This window comes from Burkholderia sp. JKS000303 (assembly GCF_002563755.1).
Taxonomy (GTDB): domain Bacteria; phylum Pseudomonadota; class Gammaproteobacteria; order Burkholderiales; family Burkholderiaceae; genus Burkholderia; species Burkholderia anthina_B.
In genome coordinates this window covers 3,250,360-3,276,974 of the sequence record NZ_PDBZ01000001.1, presented here as the reverse complement: position 1 = coordinate 3,276,974, position 26,615 = coordinate 3,250,360, and the positions used below count along the sequence as shown (strand labels likewise).

Genomic DNA, 26,615 nt, shown 5'->3' with positions numbered 1-26,615 from the left:
GCGGGCTTCAGGCCACTGTATCGACGGGGGATCGCGCCCGGTGAGCGCAAATTGGCAGCGCGTGGGGAATCGAAATGCGAGTGACTCGGAAAGGTGTGATGGCGACGTGCGAGTGCCGCGCTATCGTCAGACCAATCGCGCGGCACGCAGGCGAATCCGGAAAAACTTACAGGAACAGCGCCCCGACCAGTTCGGTGCGATTCGACACGCCGAGCTTGCGATACATGCGCATCAGGTGCGTCTTGATGGTCGGCTGGCCGAGCGCGAGGTCGCGCGCGATCTCCTTGTTCGAACGGCCGTCGCGCACGAGCCGCGCGATCTGCTCCTCGCGGTAGGTCAGCCGCGCCTCGCAGCCGATCCGGTGAATCCCGCGGCGCGCGCGCAGCAGCGGGCCCAGCGCCGCTTCCGCGACCGGCTGCAACCGCGCCAGCGCGTCGATCTCGCCCGGCGCGAACCGTCCGGCCGTGCTGTTGCCAAGGGCCTCGCCGGTCCCGAAGCGCAGCAGCGAAAACGCACCGACCGTCCGCCCCGCTTCGTCGCGCAACCAGATCTCGACGACATCGGCCACATCGTGCCGCCGCAGAAAGCGGGTCCAGTACGCGGACGCATCGCGTCTTTCGTCAGGCAATTGGGACGCGAGCGTGACGACCGCACGCTCGCCTGCCGCGCAGCGCGACGGATGCAGCGGATCGAGCATCCGGTAGCGCGCGATATAGGTGCGATGCATCGACTCCGGCATCCCGAACAGCTCGAAATCGGCCGGCTCGCCGCTCTGGTCGAGCCGATAGAACACGATCGCGGACGGGCTCGCGAATGCGTCGAACGCATCGACGCACGCGCGCAGCGCGCGTTGCCAGTCGGCGGCTTCGTGATCGGCGGGAACGGATGAGGTCGGCATGGAGGAATCGGCGGGCGGCCGAACGCGTCGAAGTTCGGGCCAGCCTACCGGCGCCGAAATGCGCCGGTGAGCACAAATCGGCAAATCGGCCGTGGGCGGCGGAGGGAAAGCCGCCCGCCGGGGCCGGGTCGCGACGAGGGAAGTTCAGCGTGGGGTGTCGCGCAATCGACGACGCACGCGGAACGGGGCGCGAAACATCGCATGCGCCGGCCTGAAGCACCGGCGCGGCGCCCCATCAATGCGCGTTCGCGGCGAACGTATCGCAGGCGCTCACCTCGCCCGACTCCATCCCGCGCCGCAGCCAGTACACGCGCTGCTCGCTGGTGCCGTGCGTGAAGCTCTCCGGCACGACGTAGCCCTGCCCTTGCTGCTGCAGCCGATCGTCGCCGATCGCGGCCGCCGCCTTCAGCCCCTGTTCGAAATCGCCCGGCTCCATCAGCCGCTGGTTCGCGCGCTGCGCATTGTTCGCCCACACGCCGGCGAAGCAGTCGGCCTGCAGTTCCATCCGCACCGACAGCGCGTTCGAGCGCGCCTCGCTCGAACGCCGGCGCGCGGCGTCGACCTTGTCGGAAATGCCGAGCAGGTTCTGCACGTGGTGGCCGACTTCATGCGCGACCACATAGGCCTGCGCAAAATCGCCGCCCGCGCCGAACCGCTTGCGCAGTTCGTCGTAGAAGCCGAGATCGATATACACCTTGCGGTCGGCCGGACAGTAGAACGGCCCCATCGCGGTCTGGCCGGTGCCGCACGCGGTCGGCGTCGAGTTCGTGAACATCACGAGCTTCGGCGGCTCGTATTGCGCGTGCAACTGGGTATTGAAGACATTCGTCCACGTGCGCTCGATATTGCCGAGCACCTTGCGCGTGAACACCGCGCCGGGATCGTTCGCCGACGCGCCCTGACGCTGCGCGGGCGTGGGTTGCGCCTGCTGCGTCTGCTGCTGCGCACCTTGCAGCGCCGATGCGCCTTCCAGGATCACGCGCGGGTCGATCCCGAAGAAATACGACGCGGCGAAGGCGACCACGATCGTACCGATGCCGATCGTCGCGCCGCGTCCGCCGACGAAACCGCCGCCGCCGCGGCGATCCTCTACGTTCACGCTTTCTCTTTCGTCGTCCAGCCTCATTGCCGGGCCCTCCCTTTTTTGTCGTTGCGCTGACGGGACAGCCCCCGCCAGGCGATTGATTCCGGTCGGCCGGCTCGCTATCGCACGGCGCCGTCCGGTCGTTCCCGCGCGGACCTGTCGACACATGACGGACGCGCCACCCGGATCCCGGGTGACAAGCGCGGCGCACACACCGTTTTGCCAACTCCGACGTCTTATCTTAAAAATTATGAAGCATGGAGCGGGCAATCAGGCCGGCGACATCGTCATTCTTTGCAAAATGACGGTTCGTGCGGCCCGGCAGGACGGGACGCCGGGGGGAAGAACCCGGTTTGTCCGCGCCGCCAGGGACCTGCCGCGACTTACTTCGCGCGACTCCGGCGGACGTCGCTCACCGCGTCGAGCAAGCGATACTTGCGGATCTTTTCGTAGAGCGTGCTCTTCGCGATGCCGAGCTGACTCGCCGCCTTCGTCAGATTGCCGGCATGACGCGCAAGCGCGCGCCGGATGGATTCCGCCTCTGCCTTCCTCAACGACTCGCCGGCATCCGGCGCGAGCGCATCGACGGGCTGCGTGGCGTGCGCATCGCGCGAGGCCGCCAGGCCGATCTCGGCGGGCAGCTTGTCGGCGGTGATCACCGGGCGATCCGACAGCAGCAACGCCCCTTCGATCGCGTTCCGCAGCTCACGCACGTTGCCGGGCCACGCATAGCGCAACAGCCGCTCGTACGCGTCATCGTCGAACGAGCGCGGGGCAAGGCCATAGGACTCGCACAGGTGTCCGAGCCAATGCGCGATCAGCGCCGGCAGATCCTCGCCGCGCTCGCGCAAGCTCGGAATCGACACGGTCGTGACCGCGATCCGGTAGTACAGATCCATCCGGAACCGGCCTGTCGCAACGGCATCCTTCAGATCGCGGTGCGTCGCCGCGACCAGCCGGAAATTCACCCTGCGCGGCGTGTTCTCGCCGAGGCGGTAGATCTCGCTCTCCTCCAGCACCCGCAGCAGATGCGGCTGGATGTCGAGCGGCATTTCCCCGATTTCGTCGAGAAATAGCGTGCCGCCGTCGGCCGCTTCGATCTTGCCCGCGGCGCCGGATTTGCGGGCGCCGGTAAAGGCCCCTTCCGCATAGCCGAACAACTCGCTGGCGAGGAGGTCTCTCGACAACCCGCCGCAGTTGAGCGCGACGAACGGCGCGTCGGCACGATCGCTCGCCCGGTGGATACCCTGCGCGAACAGTTCCTTGCCGACGCCGGTGTCGCCGAGCAGCAGCACCGGCACCCGGGACGGCGCGAGCTGGCGCGCGCGATTCACGGCCTCCCGCAGCGCGGCGCTGTCGCCGACGATGCGCTCGAAGCCGCGCGGCTCGCCGCCGCGCCGTTCCCGTCCGCGCGCGATCGGCACGGCGCCGCGGGGATTCGCGATGCCCGGCGTCACGATCATGTAGCCCAGCACGTCCGCGCCGTCGCGCACGGTTTCGACGTGGCTGCTCGACAGCCATGCCGGCGCACTCGCCGGCAGGCGGCCGTCGTCCGCGTAGCGCTCGAGTTCGGGCAACGCGAATGCCGCGTCGCACCGGATGTCGAATCCGAGCCGGCGCAGCACCGCCACGACCTGGGCATTGGCCTTGACGAGCCGGCCGCGTTCGTCGACGACGATCACCGCATCGGCGGACGACGCGCCGAAGCGCGACGCGCAGCGGTCCAGCAGGCTCAGGCGGCGCGCCATGCCCTCCTTCGCGAGCCGGCTTTCGATACGGCCCGCGAGCGATACCGCGAGCGCAAGGCTGTACGGGTTGTAGGTCTGCGCGAGCCCCGAAATGTCGATCACGCCCAGGACGTGCCCGTCGCGGGGATCCTGGATGACGGTCGCCGAACAGGTCCAGCGTTTGATGCCCGCGCAGAAGTGCTCCGCGCCGTGGATCTGGACCGGCTCCCTGAGCGCGAGCGCGGTGCCGATCGCATTGGTGCCGCAATTCAGCTCGGTCCACTCGCAGCCTGGAATGAGGCCGACCTCGCGCGCCGGCTCGACGATCCGCATGTCGCCCTCGTGCTGGAGAATCATGCCGCTCGGATCGGCCAGCAGCATCACCGTGCCCGTCTGTGCAAGGAAATCCCGGGTCTGCTGCATCAGCGGCAGGCTGGCGTCGACGAGGCGGCCGTTCGACCTGCGCCGCTGCACGAGCCCGTCTTCATCGAGCGGCGGCGGCGCGCGATCGACGCCGGGATCGACGTGGCTGACGAGACAGCGCTGCCACGAATCGTCGACCACGCCGCGTACGTCGGGCGAACGCCAGTCGCTGCCCGTCACCAGATGCTCCCATGCGGCCATGATGCTCGCGTCGTGGTGTGGACTGGGAAACCAGTCCATCGGCGTGCCTCTCTGTTGCATGTCTGTCTCCTGGCGGTTTCGTGACGACACGAACCGCAAGGCCGTCGCAGCGGCCTTTTTTGTCGACTTTGCGGGGTGCCCGACCGCAACCTGGCGGCGAGCGTGGCGACTATCGTACTCCGTTACGGCGCCGTGACGACCGTCCGGAGATGCACCACTGCAAGCAATGCGCGCGCCAGCCGGCGGTGGCCCGCGAGCCGTCGTGCGGCGCGATGCGCCGCCGCATGCCGGCGACCGAAAAGAAACCGGCCGTTCGAAAATCGAACGGCCGGAAATCGAACGCCTGGCGCGAACCAGGCCGAAGCGGAGCGGGGCCGGCGCATGCCGAGCCCCGGGAACAGCCTCGCCGGTCAGATCATTGCGCGCGCTCCGGAACCGGCAGATTCACCCATTCCGAATAGAACGCATCGATGTCGGGTTCGAAGTCGTGAATGACCGGATACCACGGCGTAGGCGCCTCGACGTCGTGCATCGCTGCGCAGGTCGGACAGTAGTATTCGCGATAGACCTGCCATTGCGTGTCGGGCGCCATCAGGCGGGGATAGACCTCGTCCATCGCCTCGTCGGATTCGCGCACGAAGACGTTCGCGTGCAGCTTCCAGTTTTCGCGGTAATCGCAGAACACGTGGCCGCAGTCGCACTGCGTGACCCAGTGCTTGGTCGCCCATTGCTGCACGATGTACAGGTGCGGGCCGAGCGGCAGCACGATACGGTCCTTCCAGCCGAGCTTCTGCTGCAGCGCGTCGACATACATCCGGAAGCGCTCGCCGTCCTTCGGCATCGACAGCATGCGCAACGTCGTGTCCCAGTCGAGCTTGCCGTCGACCATGTTCCTGATCTGTTCCTTGGTGTAGGTAGACATCTTCAGTTCTCCATGCGGGTGATGGTGGGTAGGGGCGTCCGGTTCACTCCTCGACCAGCACCACCGTATTGACGTCGGGCATCTTCGACAGGTCCATGCGGAATTTCGAGCCGTAGGTCGGCACGTCGAGCTCGTCCTCGGTGAGCGTCCACGTGTCCGGCAGTTCCCAGAACGCGCGGAACTGCTGCTCGAATTTCGTCGACAGGCCGAAGCTCGTCGCGAACATGTGCTGCACCTGCGTCGACGCGTGCTTGAGCAGGATCCGTTCGCGCTCGCCCTTCATCCATTCGCGGGTCGGTTGCGAACGCGCGAGGCGCGCGTTGCGGATCTCGATGCGCTGCAGTGCGCTCGCCTGCGGATCGACCGTCCAGATGCCGTTGGCATCCCGTGTCGCGACCGCCCCGTAGACCTTCTGCGCGTATTCGGGCAGCAGCACCGCGTTGTTGAGATCGCGTTCGATCGCGTCGATTTCCCGGTCGAGCGGATCGCCGAAGCCGGGGCCGCCGCGCAGGTAGTTCAGGTAGAGATCGTAGTTGCTGTAGCAGTCCTCGGTGGTCATGCACTGCTGGTCGCGCTTGACGAGCGCGCCGGCGTTCAGGTGGCTTTCGTAGTCCGGCAGGTCCGGATTCGTATCGCCGCCGAGCGGCAGGCTCTCGCCCCGCGCGATGCGCTCCTCGAGGCCCGTGCGATGCGCTTCGAAGCGATAGCCGGTCGCAGGCGGGTAGCCGCCCATCAGCCCCCAGTCGCTGTTCATGTAGCCGTTGCCCATGAAGAACATCGTCCAGTCCTGCGCCTTCCAGACCATCCGCAGCGTCTCGAATCCGCAGCCGCCGCGATACTTGCCGTAGCCGCCGGAATTCGACTTCACGTTGCGGCCGAGGTACAGCAGCGGCTCGGCCATCTCCCAGATCTCGATGTCGCCCATGTCGCCTTCGGGGTTCCAGATCGCGGCCGCGTGATTCAGGCCGTCCTTGATCGCGCACGCGCCGGTGCCACACGACGACGCCTCGAAGCTGTTCACCGCATGGATGTCGCCGTCCTGGTTGATCCCGCCGCCCTGCAGCCAGTTCGACGTGTTGGCGTTCCCGGCGTTGACTTCCTCCAGATAGCCGCGGCTGAAATACGCCTGCGACAGGCCGCGCCACATCGCGCTCCAGCCCGACACCAGGAAGTGCCACGCATAGGCGTGTCCGGTGCGGCGGTCGTCCGGGTTCATCCATGCGCCCTTGGGCAGATGGAATTCGGTGCCGAAATACGCGCCGTCGTTGATGCGCTGCGTCGGCACCAGCGTCTGCGTCATCATCACCCAGATGCCGCTCGTGAACGCGACCTGGTGCGCGTTGTACGAGTGCCAGCCCCAGCGGCTCGCGCCCTCGAAATCGAGCCGCCACGAGCCGTCCTTGCGGATCTCCATCTCGACCGGCGAATGCATGATCGAGTCGAGCTTCGCGAACGCCGACGACGTCTGCACGTCCGGATGGTTGTACGGCACGTCCACGAACGCGACCTTGCGATACTTGCCGGGCAGCGTCATCGCCTTGATGCGCGTCTGCAGGCCGCGGCGCCCTTCCTCGATCACCTCGTAGCTGAAGGCCTCGTATGCGTCGAGGCCTTCGTCGGCGATCACTTCCTCGATCAGGTCGCGGATCATGTGGCAGCCGGCGATGCGCGTGCGCTCGTCGAGAATCCAGTACTTCGGCGTGCGAACCGAGCGCTGGCTCTCGTGCAGCCAGTCGCGCAGCGGCGTATCGTTCACCCCGGTCTTGCGGCACGTGATCATGTAGCCGTCGCCGAAGCGCTGCACCTGGCCCGTCGACATCGAGCCCGGCGTCACCGCGCCGGTATCGATCACGTGCGTGACGCCGCCGACCCAGCCGACCAGCTTGCCGTGCGCGAAAATCGGCACGATCGTCGCGATGTCGCACGGGTGGACGTTGCCGATCGAGCAGTCGTTGTTGGTGAACATGTCGCCGGGCTGAATGCCCGGGTTGGCTTCCCAGTTGTTCTCGATCATGTACTTGATCGCCGCGCCCATCGTGCCGACGTGGATGATGATCCCGGTCGACGTGAGCACGCAGTCGCCCGCCGCGTTGTAGAGCGTGAAGCACAGCTCCCCTTCCTGTTCGACGATCGGGCTCGCGGCGATCTTCTTGGCCGTTTCGCGCGCATGCACGAGGCCGCCGCGCAGCTTCGAAAACATCTTCTCGTAGCGGATCGGATCGCGCTCGCGCAGCGCGAGCCGCTCGAGCCCGTTGTAATGGCCGGTTTGCGCCGTGCGCTCGAGAATGCCGTCGCGAAACTGCTTGAGCGTCTGGCCGTTCTTCAGCAGATCGGCGAAACCGACTTCCTGGCTGGACATCATGTTCATCGCATGTCTCCTTACTTGACTTCCCTGAGGTGGAAGAGGCGGTGCTTGTCGAGCGTGGTGGCGAAGCCCTTGGGGACGACGAAGGTCGTCGCGTCGGATTCGATGATCGCGGGGCCCGCGATCTCGTTGCCCGGCTTGAGCGACTCCATGCGCCAGATCACCGCGTCGTGCCACTGCCTGTTCCGGTACAGGCGCCGCGTGCCGACGTGCGCGTCGGCCGGCGGCGCCGGATCGGCGACCGGGTCTTCCGGCAATACCGGCTTCTGCGTGATGACCATGCCGCGCATGATCGCGCCCGTGACCGAGAAGCCCAGTTCCGGCGAACGCGCGGAACTCGCGTACACGCGGCCGTAGGTGTCTTCGAAGGCGGTCACGATCTTGTCCCAGTCGTGCGCACCGGACGCGCTCGCGATCGGCGATTCGATTTCGAGGTCGTTGAGCTGACCCATGTACTGCATCCGGAAGCCCGGCCGCAGGATCACGTCCCGCTCGCTGAAGCCGTTGATGCGAAACTCGTCGATCACCTTGGCCGTCAGTTCGGCCCAGGCCTTCTGGATCGTCTGCGCGGCCCCCGCCTTGTCGTCGTCGGATGCGAGTTGCGGCAACGCGAGATCGACGCTCTTGTCGTAGCGATACTCGAAATCCGCGCACGCGCAGCCGAATGCCGAGAAGCCTGCCGCCCACGCCGGCACGACGACGTCCTTGAAACCGAGCCCTTCGGTGTAGCCATAGGTATGAACCGGCCCGGCGCCGCCGTACGAGAAGCACACGAATTCGGTCGGGCTGTAGCCTTTCGCGCTGACGTTCGAGCGCAGGTATTCGCGCAACTGCAGGTCGAGCAGCTCGATCACGCCGGCCGCCGCATCTTCCACCGAGAGTCCGAGCGGCTCGGCGATCTGCTCGCGGATGTGCGCGCGGGCGCGCTCCACGTCGAGCTTGATCTGGCCGCCGAGAAAGTTGTCGGGATTCAGGTAGCCGAGCACGACGTGGCAATCGGACACGGACACCGTCGTCAGGCCGCTGTCCGGCCAGCACGTGCCGACGCGATAGCCGGCGCTATCCGGCCCGAGCTTGATGGCGCCGCTGTACGGGTCGAGCCGCACGAAGCTGCCGGCGCCCGCGCCGACCGAGTCCATCGTGACAAGCGGCAGCGACAGCACGAGGCGCGCCATGTCCGGGTCGGACGCGATCGCGAATTTGCCCTTGGTGATGAGCGCCATGTCGAACGACGTGCCGCCGATGTCCGAGCACGCGATGTTGTCGTAGCCGAGCGCCTCGCCGAGCAGCTTCGAGCCGATCACGCCGCCGATCGGCCCCGACACGATGGTGCGCGCCAGTTCCTTCGCTTTCCAGCTGATCGTGCCGCCGTGCGTCGCCATCACGCGCAGGTCGAATTTCGCGCCGTGCTTGCGGAAGCGGTCGCTCACCTTCTTGAGCGTCTGCCGCGACGGTTCGGCCGCATACGCCTCGAGCACCGTCGTGTTCATCCGGTGGCTTTCCTTGCGCTGCGGGTAGTAGTCCACCGACGCGAAAACCGGGAGATCGACGCCGCGCCCGGCCAGCTCGTCGCGCACGATGTCGCGTGCCTGACGCTCGCTCGTCGCGTTCTTGTGCGACTGGAGAAAGCAGATGACGATCGCCTTGGCACCGGCGGCGACCAGCTCCCGCGTAGCCTGCCGCACTTCGTCTTCCCGCAGCGGAATGACGATTTCGCCCTGGACGTCCGTACGCTCGGTGACGCCGCGCGTGCGCGACAACGGCACGAGCGGCTCGTCGTAGCGGTGCGTATTCAGATGGATGCGCTCTTCGAGCGCGTACCCGAGGTAGCTCTGGATCGCGCGCCCCATCAGGTGCACGTGTTCGAAGCCCTTGTTGACGAGCAGCCCGACTTCGAGCCCCTTGCGTTGCACGACGCGGTTGAGCATCGCCGTGCCCGAATACACGCAGGTGACGAGTTCGGGATAGACGTCGTCGACGTCGCGTTGCCAGTGTGCGAGCGCATCCTGCGACGAGTTGAAGATCGCCAGCGATTCGTCCTCCGGATTGCTTTGCGCCTTGCCGACGACGAACCGTCCGTCCTCGCGCACGAAGAAGGTGTCGGTCATCGTGCCGCCCGCGTCGATGCCCAAGACCTGGACTTGCGAAAGTCCTTCCATGGTTGATGTCTCCAATGATTGAAGTCGTGATGAGCCGTGTTCCGGTTCGAGCGAGGCCATCGTGCGATCCCGGGCGCCGGCTCGTCTGCAAAGAGGCAACAACCGTGCCATTCGGCGGATCGGGCCGCTCGAAGCGCGCCAGGCCATGCCTGGCGCGGGGTCGTCGAATCGGGCGCATTCGCGCGGGCGCGCGACGTCGCGACGGACGTCCGGATTCCGGACTGCTCCGGCGTCCGGATATCAGTCGGCGCCGCCGGCTGCGCTCCCGCGTTCGCGTTCAGCCATTCGGCTGATAGGCGCGCGGCGGGCCGCCCGCTAAAGTGACCCGACACGACACCTTTCCGGAGAACGACATGACGCACCCGCCCCCCCGTACGATCGCGATCACCGGCGCAGGCACCGGCATCGGCGCTGCATGCGCGCGCCGCTTCGCGGCCCGCGGCGACCGCGTCGTGCTGATCGGACGGCGGCGCGCGCCGCTCGACGCGCTGGCCGCCGAAACGGGCGGCCTCGCGCTCGCGGGCGACGCGGCGAGCACGGCCGACTGGGCCGGCTTCCTGCCGGAGATCGCCGAACGGTTCGGCCGCGTCGACGCGCTCGTCGCCTGCGCGGGCGGCCACGGCCTCGGCCGCGCGGACGAAACCGACGACGCCGGGTGGCGCGACGCGATGCACGCGAACCTCGACACCGCGTTCGTCAGCGCCCGCGCGTGCCTGCCCGACCTGATCGCGCAGCGCGGCAGCATCGTGCTGGTCGCGTCGATCGCCGCACTCGCGGCCGGCCCCGGCGTGTGCGGCTACACGGTCGGCAAGCATGCGCTGCTCGGGCTCGCGCGCTCGCTCGCCCGCGATTACGGGCCGCACGGCGTGCGCGCGAATGCGGTCTGCCCGGGCTGGGTCCGCACGCCGATGGCCGATGCGGAAATGGAACCGCTGATGTCCGCATACGGCGACACGCTCGACGGCGCGTATGGGCGCGTGAGCGCCGACGTGCCGCTGCGGCGGGCGGCCGATCCGGACGAGATCGCGGCCGTGTGCGCGTTTCTCGCGTCGCCGGACGCGTCGTTCGTGACCGGCGCGACGCTCGTCGCGGACGGCGGCGCGATGGTCGTCGACGTACCGACGCTCGCGTTCGACACGCTGTGACGAAAGGCGCTGCGCCGCTGCGCGCCTCGCTCGTCTTCCGGCGCCCTGCTCGCCCGAATCGTTTGCCGCCCCGAAAATCCGCTAACATCGACCGATCCGCCGCCGCGCGCGGCACCGCCTCACCGTTCGGGATTCGATGAACATCCGGTTTCTTGAAACCTTCGTCTGGCTCGCGAAGCTGGAAAACTTCCGGCTCACGGCCGAGAAGCTGCATACGACGCAGGCCGCCGTATCGAGCCGCATCGCGTCGCTGGAAGAGGCGTTCGACGTGCGGCTGTTCGACCGCAACACGCGTTCGGCCACGCTCACGCCCGCGGGCCGGCGCATGCTCGCGTATGCCGAGCGGATCGTGCGGCTCGACAGCGAGATGCGGCGCGACATCGATGCGGCGAGCGACGCCGGCCTGATCCGGATCGGCGTGATCGAGTCGATCGTGCACAGCTGGTTTCCGGCGCTGATGGCGCAACTGCGCGAGCGCTATCCGCGCCTCGACGTCGAGATCACGAGCGACACGACGCTGCACCTGATCCGGCTGCTGAGCACCGACGGCGTCGACCTGATCCTGCAGACCGACCCGGTGCCCGGCCCCGACTTCACGAACCTGCCGCTGTGCGAATTCCCGGTGCACTGGGCGGCGAGCCCGCGCCTCGGGCTCGGCGGCGAACGGCTCGACGTCGCGCGGCTCGCCGCGTATCCGATCATCAGCTTCTCGCGCCACTCGGGCCCGCACGCGACGATCGAGCGGCTGTTCGCGGCCGTCGAGCGGCCGGCCAGCATCAACTGCATCACGTCGGTCGCCGCGATGATCCGGCTCGTCGCGGACGGCTTCGGCGTCGCCGCGCTGCCGCCCGCGATCATCGGCCGCGAACTGCAGGAAGGCGCGCTCGAACTGCTCGATGTCGAACCCGAATTCCCCGCGCTGCCGCTGGTCGCGTCGTATCGCACGCAGGGCCTGCCGGTCGCCGCGCGCATCGCCGAACTGGCGAGCGAAGTCGCGCGTGCCATGTCGGCGGCCGCGAGTCATGCGAAGCCGGGCGCGTCGGCGAAGGCTGATGCGGATACCGATACCATCGACAACGCGCCGGTCCGGCCGGCAACCAGAACCAAAACCGCGGCGGCAAAACGCACGCCGAAATCCGCCCCGCCCGCCCCGCCTGCGAAACGCCGTCCGCGCCGCTCATAAGAAAACCTGTTCACCGCGAATTTGTTTTCTTGTTGGACGGGCGCGGCCCGTCTTCGGGACACTGCAGTTCCTGACACACCCCGTCTCAAGGAACTTCGCGATGACCCGCCTTTCCCTTCCTCACGGCCAGCTCTGCGTCTGGACGGATATCGACCCGACGTACGAAGCCGATTTCAACGCGTGGTACGACCGCGAGCACATGCAGGAACGCGTCGCGATTCCCGGCTTCACGCATGCGCGGCGTTTTCGCGCGACCGATAACGGCCCGCGCAAATACCTCGCGCTGTACGTGACCGATACGCTCGACGCGTTCCGCAGCGACGCATACCGGCGCGCGTTCACGCATCAGACGCCCTGGTCGCTCGCGAACTTCGAGCGCATGACCGGCACGCAGCGACGGGTCGGCGACCTGACGATCGAAGCCGGCGACGGCGAAGGCGTGCATCTCGCGCTGTTCGTGCTGCCGCCGGAACGCATCGACGTGCCGGGCCTGCGCGAACGCTTCGACGACGCGCTGCGCGAACCCGGCATCCATGCGGCACGGCTGTTCCGCACCGCACCCGATCTTTCCGCGCCGATCGGCGCCGATGCGGCCGCGCGTCCGGCCGCCGACGCGCTCGTGCTGATCGAGGGCAGCGACGCAGCCGCCACGCGCCGTGTCGCCGCCGCGCTCGCCGGGCACGACGACGTGCGCACGTTCGACCTGCTGTGGCGCGCGGCCGCGCCGCTCGCGGTCGCCCGCCACGATGCCGAAACGAAGCCTGTAGCCGCCGCATTGTCCGCCTGAACCCCGACGCCGCCACGGCCGCGCCGCGCGCTCGCAGCACGCGGCCGGCCCGTCGGCCACGCGCGCCATCCCGTCATCCGTCACGACATGCCCGACACCATGAGCACTCTCGCCCAGCCCGCCGCCCACGCGCCCCGCCGCGTCCGCAACAGCCGACTCGCGACCGCGAGCATGATCGGCACGTCGCTCGAGTGGTACGACTTCACGATCTACAACACGCTCGCCGCGCTCGTCTTCAATCACCTGTTTTTTCCGTCGGTCGATCCGCTGGCCGGCACGATCCTCGCGTTCTCGACCTATGCGGTCGGCTACGTGTCGCGTCCGCTCGGCGGCTTCGTGTTCGGCAACCTCGGCGACCGGATCGGCCGCCGCGCGGTGCTGATGCTCACGCTCGTGCTGATGGGGCTGACGACCGCGCTGATGGGCGCCCTGCCGACCTATGCGCAGGCGGGCATCCTGAGCCCGATCCTGCTCGTCGCGCTGCGCTTCGTGCAGGGCGTCGCGCTCGGCGGCGAATGGGCCGGCGCGGTGCTGCTGTCGGTCGAGCACGGCGACCAGAAACGCCGCGGGCTGTCCGCGTCGTGGACGCAGATCGGCCCGTCGTTCGGCACGCTGCTCGGCACCGGCTGCATCGCGCTCGTCACGCTGTCGACCACGTCCGGCGACTTCCTGTCGTGGGGCTGGCGCGTGCCGTTCGCGGCCAGTGCGCTGCTCGTCGTGTTCGGTTTCTGGCTGCGCCGCGGCGTCGACGAAACGCCGCAGTTCGAGCAGTTGGCCGAATCGCACGCGACCGCGGAAGTGCCCGTCGTCGAAGTGCTGAAGTGCCACTGGCGGCGCCTGCTGATCGCCGGTGGTTCGCGGATCGGCTCGGACGTGCTGTACGCGCTGATCGTCGTGTTCACGCTGACCTACGTGACGACCGTGCTGCACCTGTCGCGCCCCGTCGCACTGACGGCCGTGATGGTCGGCACGGCCTGCAACGCGCTCGCGGTGCCGTTCTTCGGTGCGCTGTCGGACCGCTTCGGGCGCCGTCCGGTGTATCTCGCCGGCGCGATCGCCGGCATCGTGTGGGCGTTCGTGTTCTTCACGATGCTCGACTCGGCACGGCCCGCCGCGATCGTCGCGGCCGTCGCGATCGGCCTCGTGATCCATGCGGTGATGTACGGCCCGCAAGGCGCATTCGTCACCGAGCAGTTTCCGACCCGCGTGCGTTACGCAGGCTCGTCGCTGGCGTACACGCTCGCGGGCATCGTCGGCGGCGGCTTCGCGCCGCTCGTGATCGCCGCGCTGTTCCGCCAGACGGGCACGACGACGGCCGTGTCGCTGTACGTCGCCGCCGCGCTCGTCGTCACGTCGGTCGCGCTGCTCGCCGCGCGCGAAACCGCGCATCGGCCGCTCGCCGATTGAGCATCACCCGTCGATCGTTTCATTCATTCGCACTTCAAACGGATATCCGCATGCAAGCCCTGTCGTTCAACGTGATTTCCCTGCCAGGCGCGCCGGCCGCCGTCGACGTCGAGATCGAGCGCGTCGTGATCGCCGGCTGGGCCGGACGCGATCCCGCGGCGATCCGCGCACACATCGACGAACTCGCGGCACTCGGCGTCGCGCCGCCGTCGACCACGCCGTGCTTTTATCGCGTGGCATCCGCGCTGCTCACGCAGGCGCCGTCGATCGGCGTGCTCGGCGCGCGCTCGGGCGGCGAGATCGAGTGCGTGCTGATCGACAGCCCGGCCGGCACGCTGGTCACGCTCGGGTCGGATCACACCGATCGGGAGGTCGAGGCGTATGGCGTCGCGGTGTCGAAGCAGGTATGCGCGAAGCCGCTCGGCCGCGACGCGTGGCGTTACGCGGACGTCGCCGATCACTGGGATGCGATCGAGATGCGTTCGTGGTGGCTCAAGCGCGACGGCGAACGCGTCGCGTATCAGCATGGCGCGGTCAGCGGGCTGCTCGCGCCCGATGCGCTGTGGCAGCGCTTCGACGACCGTCGTACGATGCCCGCGCGCTGCGCGATGTTCGGCGGCACCGTCGTCGTGCATGGGGCCATCGCGGCGATGGGCGACGGCGATGCGTTCGAGATGGAACTGCACGATCCGGTGCTCGGGCGCAGCCTGCGGCACCGGTATGCGGTCGAGGTGTTGCCGGTCGTGGCGTAACGGCGGGCGGCGGTATACATCCGCCGGATACCGGCTTACCCCGCCGCGCCCGCGCGCCGCAAGCACCCCAACCCCGCCAGCGCTTCCTCCACCGCCGTATCGAGCGGCGTCACCGGCTCGCGGCCGAGCGCCGCCGTCACGCGCGCGTTGTCCATCCGCAGCGGCTCGCGCCACAGATAGCGCATTTCGAGCATCTCGCGCATCGTCGTGACGAACGGCGCGGCCACCCACACGAGCCACCACGGGAAACGCCGCACCGTCGGCCGCATCCCGTGCCGTTGCGCGACGCGGCGCACGGCCTGCGCCATCTGCGTGCCGTCCGCGTCCCAGTGGCCGCCGAGATGAAAGCGCGCGAACGGCTCCAGCGCGTCGCGCCGCTCGATCAGTTCGACCATCGTGCGCGCGACGTCCGGCAGGTACGCCCATTGATGGCCGACGCCCGGCCGGCCCGGCACGCTGATGGCGGCCACGGGCCGCCCGGCCTTGACGAGCCCCTGCCCGAACCAGTTGTTGCCCGCGTGCGCGCCGAAGAAATCGCCGGCCCGCACGATGATCGTCCTCACGCCCTGCGCGGTCGCCGCCTGCAGCCGCCGTTCCAGCTCGACGCGGATCGCGCCCTTGCGGGTCGTCGGATGCTGCGGCGCCTCTTCCCGCAACACCGGAAACGCGTCGGGGCCGTAGTTGTATACCGTCCCGGGCAGCACGACAGTCGCCTGCTCCACCGTCGCCGCCGCAATCGTGTTGTCGATCATCGGCAGCACCTGTTCGCTCCAGTTCCGGTAGCCGGGCGGGTTCACCGCATGCACGATCACGCTGCAGCCGCGCGCGGCGCGGACCACCGCTTCGCGATCGAGCGCGTCGCCGCGCATCCACGCGATCCCGTCGCGCTCCACCGTCTCGGCGTCGAGCCCGCGCTTGAGTGCCCGCACCTGCCAGCCTGCGTCGCGCAACTGGCGCGCGACCTCGCCGCCGATGCCTCCGCTCGCGCCGAGCACGAGTGCCTGTCGTTGCGTCCCGCCTGCGTTCGTCGTCATTGCCGCTCTCCCTGAATGAACCGTCGATGAGCGCATTCTGGCGCGCGGCTGGCTAACAAGGAATTGCCGAACCTTATGGATCGGCTATACATTTATGCATGACCACCGATCTGAACTGGGAACGCTACCGGACCTTCCTCGCCGTGCTGACGGAAGGCTCGCTGTCGGGCGCGGCGCGCGCGCTCGGCATCACGCAGCCGACGGCCGGCCGCCACGTCGCGGCGCTCGAAAGCGCGTTTGGCCAGACGCTGTTCACGCGCTCGCCGTCGGGGCTGCTGCCGACCGAGGCCGCCCTCGCGCTGCGCGGCCATGCGGAGGCGTTGCGCAGCGCGGCAGCCGCGTTCGAGCGCGCGGCCGCGAGCCACGGCGCGGGCGTGCGCGGCACGGTGCGCATTTCGGCCAGCGACGTGATCGCGGTCGAGGTGCTGCCGCCGATGCTCGCGCAGTTGCGGCGCGACCATCCGGGGCTCGTGATCGAACTGGTGCCGACCGACCGCATCCAGGACGTGCTGAACCGCGAAGCCGACATGGCGGTGCGGATGACGCCGCCCGCGCAGGACGCGCTCGTCGCACGGCGCGTCGGCGAGATCGAAGTGGGGTTGTATGCACGGGACGACTATCTGGCACGCAACGGCGCACCGTCGACGATCGACGATCTCGCGCACCACGCGCTGATCGGCTTCGATACGGTCACGCCGTTCATCCGCTCGGCGAGCCGCGGGATGCCGATGTGGAAGCGCGATGCGTTCGCGTTGCGCACCGACAGCAATCTCGCGCAACTCGCGATGATCCGCGCCGGCTACGGGATCGGCTTCTGCCAGAGCGGGCTCGCGAAACGCGATGCACGGCTCGCCCGCGTGCTGCCGGACACGCTCGCGATGACGCTGGAAACCTGGGTGGTCATGCACGAGGATCTGCGCACGAGCCCGCGTTGCCGGGCCGTGTTCGATGCGCTGGCGAACGGGCTGCGCGCGTATGCCGAGGGGACGGCCGACTAGGCCCCACGCCCCTGCCGCCCCGCCCGCATCGACACGTCGCCGCGCCGCGCGCTACTCGTAGATCTTGCCGGCGAGCAGGATGTCCGCGATGCGCCGCCACGGATTGGCTGGCAGGTCGTAGCACTGCAGCCCTTCCTCGGACGCCTCGGCCCAGTCGACCATCGCCTCCAGGTATTCGCCGATCGAGCGGTTCTCCCAGCCGAGCACCGCGGCCGCATACGGCCCCGGCGGCACGTCGGCCTCGAGCTGGCGCTCCTTGTGCCAGTCATGGCCGAGCACGCGCAGGAAATGGATCAACGAGCGCTCGTCGACCACCCGCTCCAGCGCGTGCTGCAACCGCTCGGCCATCTGGCTCTTCAGTTCGTCGTTCATGCGTGGCCCCCTGCCGGTCCCCCGAATCCATGCCGACACCCCGCGCGCGGCACGATTTCACATCAGCAACTGCCGCGACAGCACCTCGCGCGCCTGCGTGACGGTCTCGCGTTCGCCGGGCATCGGCGGCGTCAGCGAGAACACCGCGTCGGGCAGCACCGGCAGCCGGTATTTCGGGCCGAGCCGCACGAGCCCTTCACCGATCGCCGACGCGCACAGGCAACCCACGCCCAGCCCTGCCGCCAGCATCGACTGCAACCCCGCGACGCCCGATGCGCTGTGCACGAGCACGTACGGCGCGTGCTGCTCGTCGAGCGAGCGCACCGCGATCTGATGCATCATGCAGTCGTCCGGCAGCAGCACGAGCGGCAACGGCTCGGGCAACTGCTCGGCCAGCGCCGGCGACGTAACCCACGACAACGGCTCGCGCCGCAACACCCAGCGCGTATCGGCCGACGCGGGCCGGAACGGGCCGCTCGACAGGTTCATCACGACGCCGAGATCAATCTGCCCGCGCGCATGCGCGGTTTCGATCTCGGCACTCTTCATCGCGCTCACGTGCAGGCTCAGCTGCGGGTAGCACTCCCGCAGCCGCGCGAGCAGCCCCGCGACTTCATGCGTCCGGTAGTAATCGGTGATTGCGACGCGCAATTCGCCCTTGATCGCCTGCCCGCGCAGCTCGTCGAACGCCGCCTCGTTCAACGCGACGATGCGCCGTGCGTGCTGCAGCAATCTCGCGCCGGCCGGCGTCGGCTCGACGCCGCGCTTGCTGCGCACGAACAACGGCACGCCGGCGCGCGCTTCGAGCTTGCGCACCTGCTCGCTGACCGTCGACTGTGACAAATGCAGCCGCGGCGCGGCCGCCGTAAGGCTGCCCGCATCCGCCACCGCCGCGAAAGTGCGCAACTGATCCAGGTCGAAACCGCGCATCGCCACCCCCATCCATCGAATAACCCGATGGATGCTACCACCTATTCCCGCTTTTCCGAATCATCGACGATCCGCAGAATGTCGCTTCAATGGCAATGCTGCCCAAGCCGGCTCGTCCGGTTCTGCATGCGGCCCTCATTCTTTCGGACCTTCGTACATGACCGACAACACCCTCGCCCGTTGCGCGCCGGCCGGCACAGCCGCCGCGGCACCGGCGCGCAGCCATCATGGCTGGGCGCTCGTGGTCCTGCTGGTCGGCGCCATTCTGCCGCCGCTCGACTACTTCATCGTGAATCTCGCGTTGCCGGCCATCCGCGACGGCATCGGCGCCCGCCCGGCCCAGCTGGAGCTCGTCGTGTCGGCCTATGCGTGCGCGAACGCGGTCGTGCAGATCACCGGCGGCCGCCTCGGCGACCTGTACGGCCGCAAGCGCATGTTCATGATCGGCATGGCCGGCTTCGTGGTCGCGTCGACCCTGTGCGGGCTCGCCGGCAGCGGCGCGGTGCTCGTCGGCGGCCGCGTGCTGCAGGGCCTGTTCGCGGCGATCCTCGCGCCGCAGGTGCTCGCGACGATCCGCAGCGTGTTCAGCCCGCAGGAGCAGGTACGCGTGATGGGCTTCTACGGTTTCGTGTTCGGGCTTGCTGCCGTGATCGGCCAGCTCGGCGGCGGCGCGCTGATCAGCCTGCATCCGTTCGGGCTCGGCTGGCGCGCGATCTTCCTCGTCAACCTGCCGATCGGCATCCTCGCGCTGATCGGCAGCTGGCGCTTCATCCCCGAAAGCCGGCCGCCGCGCGGCCAGCGCATCGACGTGCCCGGCACGGTGCTGCTGTCGCTGTGCCTGCTGATGCTCGTCTATCCGCTCACGCACGGGCGCGAAGCCGGCTGGCCGCTGTGGATGGTCGCGTGCATCGTCGGCGCGCTGCCGATGCTCGGCGCGCTGCTGACGGTCGAAGCGCGCCGGCTCGCCAGCGGCCGCGATCCGCTGCTGGACGTGCGCCTGCTGCGCAATCCGGTCATCGCGCTCGGGCTCACGCTCGCGTTCCTGTTCTACATGCTGAGCGCGTTCTTCCTGAGCTACGGGATCTATCTGCAGGGCTGCCTGAACTGGTCGCCGCTCGCATCCGGGCTCGCGATCCTGCCGCTCGGCATCGGCTTCCTGGCGAGTCCGCTGCTGATGCCGCGCCTCGTCGACCGGTTCGGCGGCTATCGCGTGCTCACGCTCGGCTTCGCGCTGCTAGCAGCCGGTGTCGCGACCGCCGCCGCATTGGCCGGCGACCATGCGCCCGGCGCCGGCTTCTATGCCGGCATCGCGGCGATCGGGATCGGACAGGGGCTCGTGCTGCCGTCAGTCGTGCGGATCGTGCTCGCGGAAGTCGACGCGGCCCGCGCGGGCGTCGCATCCGGCATGGTCACCGCGATGTTGCAGATCGGCGCGGCCGTCGGCGCGGCGACGCTCGGCGGGCTGTTCTTCGCGCGGCTCGGCACGCAGCCGGCCGCAGCCGATTACGTCGCGGGTTTCAGGACGGCGATGTGGGCGCTGACGGCCCTGCTGCTGGTATGCATCGCGCTGTCGGCCGCGTTGGGGCCGATGCATCGGCGGGCGCAGGCCCACGCGTGACGCTGCCGGGCCGGGAACGCATGGGCGACAGCGAAACGGGAGCGGGAGCGGTGCATGCGCGACCGCTCGCCGGCATCGGCGTCACATCACTGCCGATGCTTCTGTTGCGGATGCCGCGCTTCCCATTCGGCCAGCTCGACGCGGTAGCGCGCCAGCGCTTCGTCGTACAGGTCGAAAACGCACGGCGAGCAGCCGCTGTTGCAGCAGTCTTCCAGTTCGGGTTGTACGGGCGGGGTCGGACGCGGATCGTCTGCGGGGGATTCGGGGGATTCAGGGGCGGGAGACTTGGACACGGCGACAATCGGATGAAAAGACCCGTCCAGTATACGCGGATGCCGCGTCACATCCGTTCGCGATCAATGTGCCGACGCGTTGCCGCGCGTTCGCCCATAATGGCCCGATTATCGGCGGCCCGGACGGCCATGTCGACGCCCCACGCTCGCTGCCTGCATAACCGGCGTCCGGGAAAGTCGCGATGCACGCCGTCGCCGTCCGGACCGCCGAACCCTCATCCCTCGGGAGTCGCGTCATGGCCGAAGCTGTGAATCCACCGGAAGTCTGGGCGCCGTTCGGCGCGTTCTCGATGGCCGTGATTCAGGGCGACGGCCGGATCGTGCATATGAAGGGGCAAGTCGCACTCGACCGGGACGGACACGTCGTCGGTGCCGGCGACATGCGTGCGCAAATCCGGCAGACGCTCGGCAACATCCGGGACGTGCTCGCCGCGCTCGGCGGGCAAATGCAGGATGTGATCTCGCTGGTGCATTACGCGACCGACATCGACGCATTCATGCAGGCCGGCGACGTTCGCAAGACGTTCTTCGCCGAACCCTATCCCGTGACGACGACCGTCCAGGTCGAACGCCTGTACCACCCCGATCTGCTGATCGAAATCGCGGCGATCGCGGAAATTCCGCTGACGCGGTTCCGCAGGCCGCCTCCGCACGCATGAATCGACGGCCCGGCGGCGGCCGACGCGACGGCCGGGATGCGACCGGCCGACCGCGTTGCCGCGGCCGTCGCGCCTACTTCGCCGCTGCCTCGGGCTTCGTCTTGTCGGCGAGCGGTTGCCACGCGGCACCCAGCGCATACCAGTCGATGCGACGCGTGAGCGTCATGATCCCGGCGAGGATCGCGAACAGCAGCAGCGAGCCGAGCATCAGCGCGTTGTCCTCCGACAGCAGCAAGCCGTAGAGCACCGCGTACAGTATCGCGAGCAACCCGGCGAATCCGGCGCCGCGCTTCACGCTGTGCAGCACGAACGACAGATAGAAGCCGAGCAGCCCGATGCATGCGCCGCTTGCCGCGAGATACGCGTAACCGAACGCGATGTGCTCGGACAGGCTCAGCAACAACAGGAAGAACAGCGCGAGCGACAGGCCGACCAGCAGGTACTGGATCGGGTGAATGCGCAACCGCTTCACGAGTTCGTACATGAAGAAACTCGCGAACGTCAGGATCACGAACAGTGCGCCGTACTTCGTCGCGCGTTCGGTCTGCAGATAGACGTTCACCGGCTCGATCACCGATACCGACGCCGTCTCCAGCGCGCCCTCCCCGCTGCCGGATGCGATCTGCTCGCGCACCTTCGTGTTGAACGACGTCACGCGCCAGTTGCTGGTGAACCCGTGTGCGTCGACGGTGCGGCTATGCGGCAGGAACGTGCCGCCGAAACTCGGATGCGGCCACGTCGACTTCAGCGAAAAATCGTTCTGGTCGGCCACCGGCGCGAACGAAACGGATTCCGCACCGCGCAGCGGCAGCGCGATGCTGAACGGCACGACCGCCCCCGGATGCGCGTCCGCCAGCGCCGCGAGATCGAGGTTCGCGTGCACGCCCTGGCGCAGGTTGTCGAGCCGCGTGCCCTGCTCCAGGCCGAGCGGCTGACCGCCGACGTTCAGCACCGGCTGCGACGTCAGCCCGCGAATATCGCCGATGCCGATCGACACGTATGCGCTGTCGATCGTGAAGCTCACGTGAGCGTCGGCCTGCGGCAGCTTCGTCAGGTCCGGCAGCACCAGCGTGCCCGACAGCCGGCTCTGCAGGTCGTACACGAGCGCCTTGTGGATGCCGCGATAGCGCACGCTCGTCGCCAGCGTGCCGTCGACGTTCAGCGTCTTCGGAAACACGAACAGGCGCCGGCTCTCGCGATGCAGGCTCGTCTTCGGCGCGCCGCGGGCCGGTGTGTCGTCGCGCACGCGCGTGACTTCCGTGTACTGCACCACCAGCACAGGGCCCGTCACCGTCTGCGGCCCCGCATAGCTGGACCAGACGCTCTGCAGCGCGCTGTCGCGATACGCGGCGCGTTCTTGCACGATGCCGCCGACCATCTGTAGCGGGATCAGGATCAGCAGCGCGAGGAACGCGGTGATCAGGGACTTGAACAACAGGACTCGATTCATGCTGACGGATACCGGAGTGAAGGTACGGTCAGCATGAGCCGGCCCGGTGAAGGCCGATTGAAGCCGGTGTGAAGCGAAGGTGTGGCGCGTGTGTGGCGGACGTGAAGCGCGCTCAGCCCGGCGACGGCAGCGTGAGCGTCGCGCATGCGCCGCCTTCGTCGCGGTTCGCGAGCGCGATCTGGCCGCGATGCAGCATCGCGACTTCGCGGACGAAACACAGGCCGAGCCCCGTGCTGCGGTCCTGCCCGTCGGGACGCGGCAGCGAATAGAAGCGCTCGAACACGCGCGCCAGCGCGTAGTCGGGCACGCCGGGGCCGTCGTCGGCGACGCGCACGACCGCGACCTGCCCGCGCCCCGCCGCGTGCCGTTCGAGTGCGACCCGGATCGCGCTGCCGCGCGGCGCGAAATCCAGCGCGTTGTCGAGCAGGTTGCCGAGCGCCTGGCGCAGCAGGAACGGATCGCCGTCGACGACCGTCGCGCCGGCCGTCCGGTCGGCGTCGATTCGCACGCTCACGCCGCGCTGACGTGCGCGCGGTTCAAGGTCCTCGACGAGCTGGTCGAGCACCGGCAGCAGCGCGACCGGTTCGTGTACCGACAGCCGCTGCTTCTGCTCCACTTCGGCGAGCGCGAGCAGCTTGCGGATCATCTGCTCCAGACGGCCAGCCTGGCGGCGAATGTTCTCGGTGAAACGCCGGCGGTTCGCGACCGGCATCTCTTCGTGCAGCAGTTCGGCGGCACCGCTGATCGCCGCGAGCGGGCTCTTCATTTCGTGCGTGAGCGTGTGGATGTAGGTTTCGACGTATTGCCGGTCCTCCAGACGCTGGTGCATGGTTTCCACCGCGCGGCCCAGCTCGGCCAGTTCGTTCGCGCCTTGCAGCGGCATCGTCGCGCGCTCGCCGGCCGCGATCGCGCGCGCATAGCGCTGCAGGCGCCGCAGCCCGAGCACGAGCCACCACGTGCACGCGACGCCGATCAGGATCGCGCCGCCCATCAGCAACGCGCCGTACAGCATGATCTTGCGCTGGCTGCGCGCGATGAACGGCGCGACCGTCTGGTTCGGCTTCGCGATCGTCAGCACACCAATGATCGCGTCGCCGTGCCGGATCGGCGCCGCGACGTGCATCACGGTGCTGCTGTCGTCGTTCGGATCGGCGCGCGTGCTGCGCGCGCCATACTCGCCGCGCAAGGTCCGGTACACGTCGTTCCAGCGCGAATAATCCTGGCCGACCGCGACGCCGGCCGAGTCGTAGCGGACGATGCCGTGCGCATCGGTGACGTAGATCCGGTAGCTGATCGTGTCCTTGTGCATGCCCCAGACAGTCGCGCTGACCGGACGCGCGTGCAGCGTGTCGAGCTGGCGCGCGAATGCGCCGTCGGCGATGTGGCCGCTCGCCATGTCGTCGGATGCGAGTGTCGCGAGCACCTGGGCCGTGTCGACCAGCGTGTCCTCCATCGCTTCCCGTACGCCGGGCTTCACCTCCTGCACGAACACCCGCAGCGTGATCAGCGCGGCGAGACCGACGATCAGGAAGAAGCCGAAGAAGATGCGCAGGCCGATATGCATGGTGCTGTGCCGGTCGTCACGGTTGCAGCGAATAACCCATGCCGCGATGCGTGCGGATCGGGTCGCGTGCGGGGTCGATCGCGCGCAGTTTCGCGCGCAGCGTCTTGATGTGCGTGTCGACCGTGCGGTCGGCCGAGTCGAATGCCTCGTGCCACACGAGGTCCATCAACTGTTCGCGCGAGTAGATGCGCCCCGGATGCCGGACGAGCAGTGCGAGCAGGCCGAATTCGTAGCGTGTCAGGTTCAGCGGGTGGCCGAGCCATGCCACGCGCGCGCCGTCGGTATCGAGTTCGAAGCCCGGCGCAACGGGTTCGGGCGCGTTCGGCGCCGGTGCCGCCGCATGATGCGGATGCGGCACCGCCGGCCGGTAGAAGCGGCGCAGGATCACGCGCACCCGCGCGGCCAGTTCGCGCGGCGAGAACGGCTTGACCACGTAATCGTCCGCGCCGATTTCGAGGCCGACGATCCGGTCGATCTCGTCGTGCCGCGCGGTGAGGAAGATCACCGGCACGTCCGAGAACGTCCGCAGCCGGCGGCACACCTCGAAGCCGCTGAGGTCCGGCAGCCCGACGTCGAGCACCACGAGGTCGAAGCGCGTGTCGCTCAAGCGGTCGAGCGCCGCCTGTCCGAGCGTGCAGTGCACGGTCTGCATGCCCTCCGTGCCGAGGGCGTAGACGATCGTGTCCGCGATCGCCATTTCATCTTCGACGATCAGGATATGTGGCTGATTCATGGTCTCGGGTTCTGTCGCGCAATCCGGTGCGACATTGTACGCACGGCCGGATGCGGCACGCACCGCCCCGCCGCGAGACCGCCATCCGTTACGCCACGCGGCCGCTCACCGGAATCGATGCGCCGGTGATCGCCTGCGCGTCGGCCGACAGCAGGAAGCCGATCGTCGCCGCGAGCTGTTCGGGCCGCACCCAGCGCGAGAAGTCCGCGTCGGGCATGTCCGCGCGGTTCGGCGGCGTGTCGATGATGCTCGGCAGCAGCGCGTTTACCGTCACGCCGCGATCGAGCAGTTCCGCCGCCAGCGCCTCGGTGAGCCGTGCGACGCCCGCCTTCGCGGCCGCATACGCGCCCATCCCGTTGCCGGCCTTGAACGCCGCGCCCGCGCCGATGTTGACGATGCGGCCGGCCTGGCTCGCCACCAGGTACGGCAGCGCGGCCTTCGACGCATTCAGCGCCGTCTTCACGTTCAGTTCGTACATGCGGTCCCACGTGGCCGCATCGCCATCGGCGATCGTCTGCCACACGAATGCACCGGCGATGTTCAGCAGCGCGTCGACCCGGCCGAATTCGCGATTCACGGTGTCGAGCGCCTGCACGGCCGCCTGCGGATCGACGAGATCGATGCCGCCGATGCGCAGCGCGTCGGCCGGCAAGCCGGGCAGCGCCTGCGCGTCCGGCGCCGCGCCGCGGCCGATCAGCGCGACGCGTGCGCCCCGCGCGCCGAGCCAGGCGGCGGTTGCCAGGCCGAGATGGCCGAAACCGCCGGTGATCGCGACTGCCTTGCCTTTCAGTTCGTGTTCCATCGATGCGTTCTCCTGTGTCGAGGGGGTTCGATTATGCGCGCTACGAGACCGATGCCGGCCGCGGCCCGGGTGTAGCGCGCCGGCGTTGCGACAGCGTAGCGCCGTTCACGCATCCGTGCGCACGGCGACGAGGCTGCGGCGACGCAGTTCCTCCGTCGTCTCGCCCCCGTTGTCCGGGCGCCAGCCCGGCGGCAGCATCACGAAGCGCAGTGCGGTCCAGACGTCGCGGGCGGTGGCGACGTCGCGGGCCAGGCTCGCCCAGTGCTCGAGTTCGACGACGAACGGGTTGCGCGACCGGGTCGGCGTGACGAGGCCGTAGCGGCACGGTTCGTCCGCGCGTTCCGCGACGTAGGTACCGAACAGCCGGTCGAACACGATCAGCACGCCGCCGTAGTTCGCGTCGAGGTAGTCGAGGTTCGACGCATGGTGCACGCGATGCGCGGACGGCGTGTTGAACACGTATTCGAACCAGCCGAGCTTCGGTATCCACGTGTTGTGCAGCCAGAACTGGTACATCAGGTTGAGCGACAGGATCGCGAGCACGGCTTCCGGGCGCACGCCGAGCCAGACGAGCGGCGTGAAGAACATCGCCGCGCCGGCGATCTTGCCGGTCCAGCCGAGCCGGAACGCGGACGACAGCGTCAGCTGGTTCGGCGAATGATGCACGGCATGCGTCGACCAGAAGAAGCGGACCCGGTGCGACGCGCGGTGATACCAGTAGTAGCAGAACTCCTGGCCGACGAACACGAGCAGCGCGAGCGTGACGCTGTGCAGCGGGATCGTGAACAGCCGGTGCGCCCACGCGAAATCGAAGATCGGCGTGGCGAGCGACAGCGGCACCAGCGCGAGCAGCTTGCGGCCCACGAGATCGGCAAGCGACAGCCAGACCTCGTTCCAGTCGAACGGTTCGGGCTGGCGGCTGCGGCGCCAGGTGAGCACGGCCGCTTCGACGAGCGACACGGCGACGATGAATAGTGTGGCGAAGTACGCGAGCTTTCCGGTGGTCATGAGCATGATGAGTCTTTCCTTCGGTTGAATCGGACGCGTCATGGGCAGCACGTGCTGCGGTCGCGTCGAATGACACGCAATGTAGTGGGCGCGGTGCGGCA

At 68.5% G+C, this 26,615-nt stretch carries 23 protein-coding genes; 8 read left to right on the top strand and 15 right to left on the bottom strand.

Going from position 1 to position 26,615, the window contains the following annotated elements:
* Positions 1-166 precede the first annotated feature (166 nt).
* The 6 genes from BX604_RS15715 to BX604_RS15690 form a co-directional block, all read right to left on the bottom strand.
* A complete protein-coding gene (locus BX604_RS15715) occupies positions 167-898 on the bottom strand; it encodes a helix-turn-helix transcriptional regulator (RefSeq protein ID WP_098551601.1) in 732 nt (243 codons plus the stop codon).
* A gap of 235 nt (positions 899-1,133) precedes the next feature.
* Entirely contained in the window at positions 1,134-2,024 is an 891-nt protein-coding gene (gene ypfJ / locus BX604_RS15710) for a KPN_02809 family neutral zinc metallopeptidase (protein WP_098551600.1), read from the bottom strand.
* Positions 2,025-2,365: 341 nt separating this feature from the next.
* Positions 2,366-4,393 carry a sigma-54-dependent Fis family transcriptional regulator gene (locus tag BX604_RS15705; RefSeq protein WP_257146330.1) on the bottom strand — a complete coding sequence of 676 codons (2,028 nt, stop codon included), beginning with the start codon at positions 4,391-4,393 and terminating at the stop codon, positions 2,366-2,368.
* 355 nt (positions 4,394-4,748) lie between these two features.
* On the bottom strand, positions 4,749-5,255 hold the full coding sequence (locus tag BX604_RS15700) for an acetone carboxylase subunit gamma (protein ID WP_098551598.1): 507 nt from the start codon (positions 5,253-5,255) through the stop codon (positions 4,749-4,751).
* Positions 5,256-5,298: 43 nt separating this feature from the next.
* Positions 5,299-7,623, bottom strand: a complete 2,325-nt coding sequence (locus BX604_RS15695) for a hydantoinase B/oxoprolinase family protein (RefSeq protein ID WP_098551597.1) — start codon at positions 7,621-7,623, stop codon at positions 5,299-5,301.
* An 11-nt stretch (positions 7,624-7,634) separates the two neighbouring features.
* Complete coding sequence (locus BX604_RS15690; protein WP_098551596.1) at positions 7,635-9,779, bottom strand: hydantoinase/oxoprolinase family protein; 2,145 nt, start codon at positions 9,777-9,779, stop codon at positions 7,635-7,637.
* A gap of 353 nt (positions 9,780-10,132) precedes the next feature.
* Between BX604_RS15690 and BX604_RS15685 the strand changes: the two genes are divergently transcribed.
* From BX604_RS15685 to BX604_RS15665, 5 genes are all read left to right on the top strand, one after another.
* Complete coding sequence (locus tag BX604_RS15685; RefSeq protein ID WP_098551595.1) at positions 10,133-10,924, top strand: SDR family NAD(P)-dependent oxidoreductase; 792 nt, start codon at positions 10,133-10,135, stop codon at positions 10,922-10,924.
* 136 nt (positions 10,925-11,060) lie between these two features.
* Complete coding sequence (locus BX604_RS15680) at positions 11,061-12,107, top strand: LysR family transcriptional regulator (protein ID WP_098551594.1); 1,047 nt, start codon at positions 11,061-11,063, stop codon at positions 12,105-12,107.
* Positions 12,108-12,207: 100 nt separating this feature from the next.
* Positions 12,208-12,894: a DUF4286 family protein gene (locus BX604_RS15675; RefSeq protein ID WP_098551593.1), complete on the top strand. Its 687-nt coding sequence runs from the start codon at positions 12,208-12,210 to the stop codon at positions 12,892-12,894.
* An 87-nt stretch (positions 12,895-12,981) separates the two neighbouring features.
* On the top strand, positions 12,982-14,301 hold the full coding sequence (locus BX604_RS15670; RefSeq protein ID WP_098551592.1) for an MFS transporter: 1,320 nt from the start codon (positions 12,982-12,984) through the stop codon (positions 14,299-14,301).
* Positions 14,302-14,351: 50 nt separating this feature from the next.
* A complete protein-coding gene (locus tag BX604_RS15665; RefSeq protein ID WP_098551591.1) occupies positions 14,352-15,053 on the top strand; it encodes a DUF2848 domain-containing protein in 702 nt (233 codons plus the stop codon).
* 35 nt (positions 15,054-15,088) lie between these two features.
* On the opposite strand, the gene BX604_RS15660 is transcribed toward BX604_RS15665, so the two are convergent.
* Positions 15,089-16,087 (bottom strand): NAD-dependent epimerase/dehydratase family protein, encoded by a 999-nt coding sequence (locus tag BX604_RS15660; RefSeq protein WP_098551590.1) that lies wholly within the window; start codon positions 16,085-16,087, stop codon positions 15,089-15,091.
* A 98-nt stretch (positions 16,088-16,185) separates the two neighbouring features.
* Between BX604_RS15660 and BX604_RS15655 the strand changes: the two genes are divergently transcribed.
* The gene (locus tag BX604_RS15655; RefSeq protein WP_098551589.1) at positions 16,186-17,085 is read left to right on the top strand and encodes a LysR family transcriptional regulator; all 900 of its coding nucleotides are present in this window, start codon (positions 16,186-16,188) and stop codon (positions 17,083-17,085) included.
* A 51-nt stretch (positions 17,086-17,136) separates the two neighbouring features.
* Here BX604_RS15655 and BX604_RS15650 read toward each other — a convergent pair whose 3' ends face one another.
* The gene (locus tag BX604_RS15650) at positions 17,137-17,457 is read right to left on the bottom strand and encodes a DUF7660 family protein (RefSeq protein WP_098551588.1); all 321 of its coding nucleotides are present in this window, start codon (positions 17,455-17,457) and stop codon (positions 17,137-17,139) included.
* A 57-nt stretch (positions 17,458-17,514) separates the two neighbouring features.
* Entirely contained in the window at positions 17,515-18,387 is an 873-nt protein-coding gene (locus tag BX604_RS15645; protein WP_096501540.1) for a LysR family transcriptional regulator, read from the bottom strand.
* 157 nt (positions 18,388-18,544) lie between these two features.
* Here BX604_RS15645 and BX604_RS15640 point away from each other — a divergent pair, with 157 nt between their 5' ends.
* Positions 18,545-20,005 (top strand): MFS transporter, encoded by a 1,461-nt coding sequence (locus tag BX604_RS15640; protein WP_098551587.1) that lies wholly within the window; start codon positions 18,545-18,547, stop codon positions 20,003-20,005.
* A gap of 86 nt (positions 20,006-20,091) precedes the next feature.
* Here BX604_RS15640 and BX604_RS15635 read toward each other — a convergent pair whose 3' ends face one another.
* Positions 20,092-20,298 (bottom strand): oxidoreductase-like domain-containing protein, encoded by a 207-nt coding sequence (locus BX604_RS15635; protein ID WP_098551586.1) that lies wholly within the window; start codon positions 20,296-20,298, stop codon positions 20,092-20,094.
* 236 nt (positions 20,299-20,534) lie between these two features.
* Between BX604_RS15635 and BX604_RS15630 the strand changes: the two genes are divergently transcribed.
* Entirely contained in the window at positions 20,535-20,957 is a 423-nt protein-coding gene (locus tag BX604_RS15630; protein WP_098551585.1) for a RidA family protein, read from the top strand.
* Between the two features lie 73 nt (positions 20,958-21,030).
* On the opposite strand, the gene creD is transcribed toward BX604_RS15630, so the two are convergent.
* From creD to BX604_RS15605, 5 genes are all read right to left on the bottom strand, one after another.
* Positions 21,031-22,407, bottom strand: coding sequence for a cell envelope integrity protein CreD (creD, locus tag BX604_RS15625; protein ID WP_098551584.1), 1,377 nt, complete (start codon positions 22,405-22,407; stop codon positions 21,031-21,033).
* Positions 22,408-22,519: 112 nt separating this feature from the next.
* Complete coding sequence (gene creC / locus BX604_RS15620; protein ID WP_098551583.1) at positions 22,520-23,971, bottom strand: two-component system sensor histidine kinase CreC; 1,452 nt, start codon at positions 23,969-23,971, stop codon at positions 22,520-22,522.
* A 16-nt stretch (positions 23,972-23,987) separates the two neighbouring features.
* Positions 23,988-24,704 carry a two-component system response regulator CreB gene (gene creB / locus BX604_RS15615; protein ID WP_098551582.1) on the bottom strand — a complete coding sequence of 239 codons (717 nt, stop codon included), beginning with the start codon at positions 24,702-24,704 and terminating at the stop codon, positions 23,988-23,990.
* An 88-nt stretch (positions 24,705-24,792) separates the two neighbouring features.
* A complete protein-coding gene (locus BX604_RS15610; RefSeq protein WP_098551581.1) occupies positions 24,793-25,506 on the bottom strand; it encodes an SDR family NAD(P)-dependent oxidoreductase in 714 nt (237 codons plus the stop codon).
* Between the two features lie 105 nt (positions 25,507-25,611).
* Entirely contained in the window at positions 25,612-26,520 is a 909-nt protein-coding gene (locus BX604_RS15605) for a sterol desaturase family protein (RefSeq protein WP_098552900.1), read from the bottom strand.
* Between the last annotated feature and the right edge of the window lie 95 nt (positions 26,521-26,615).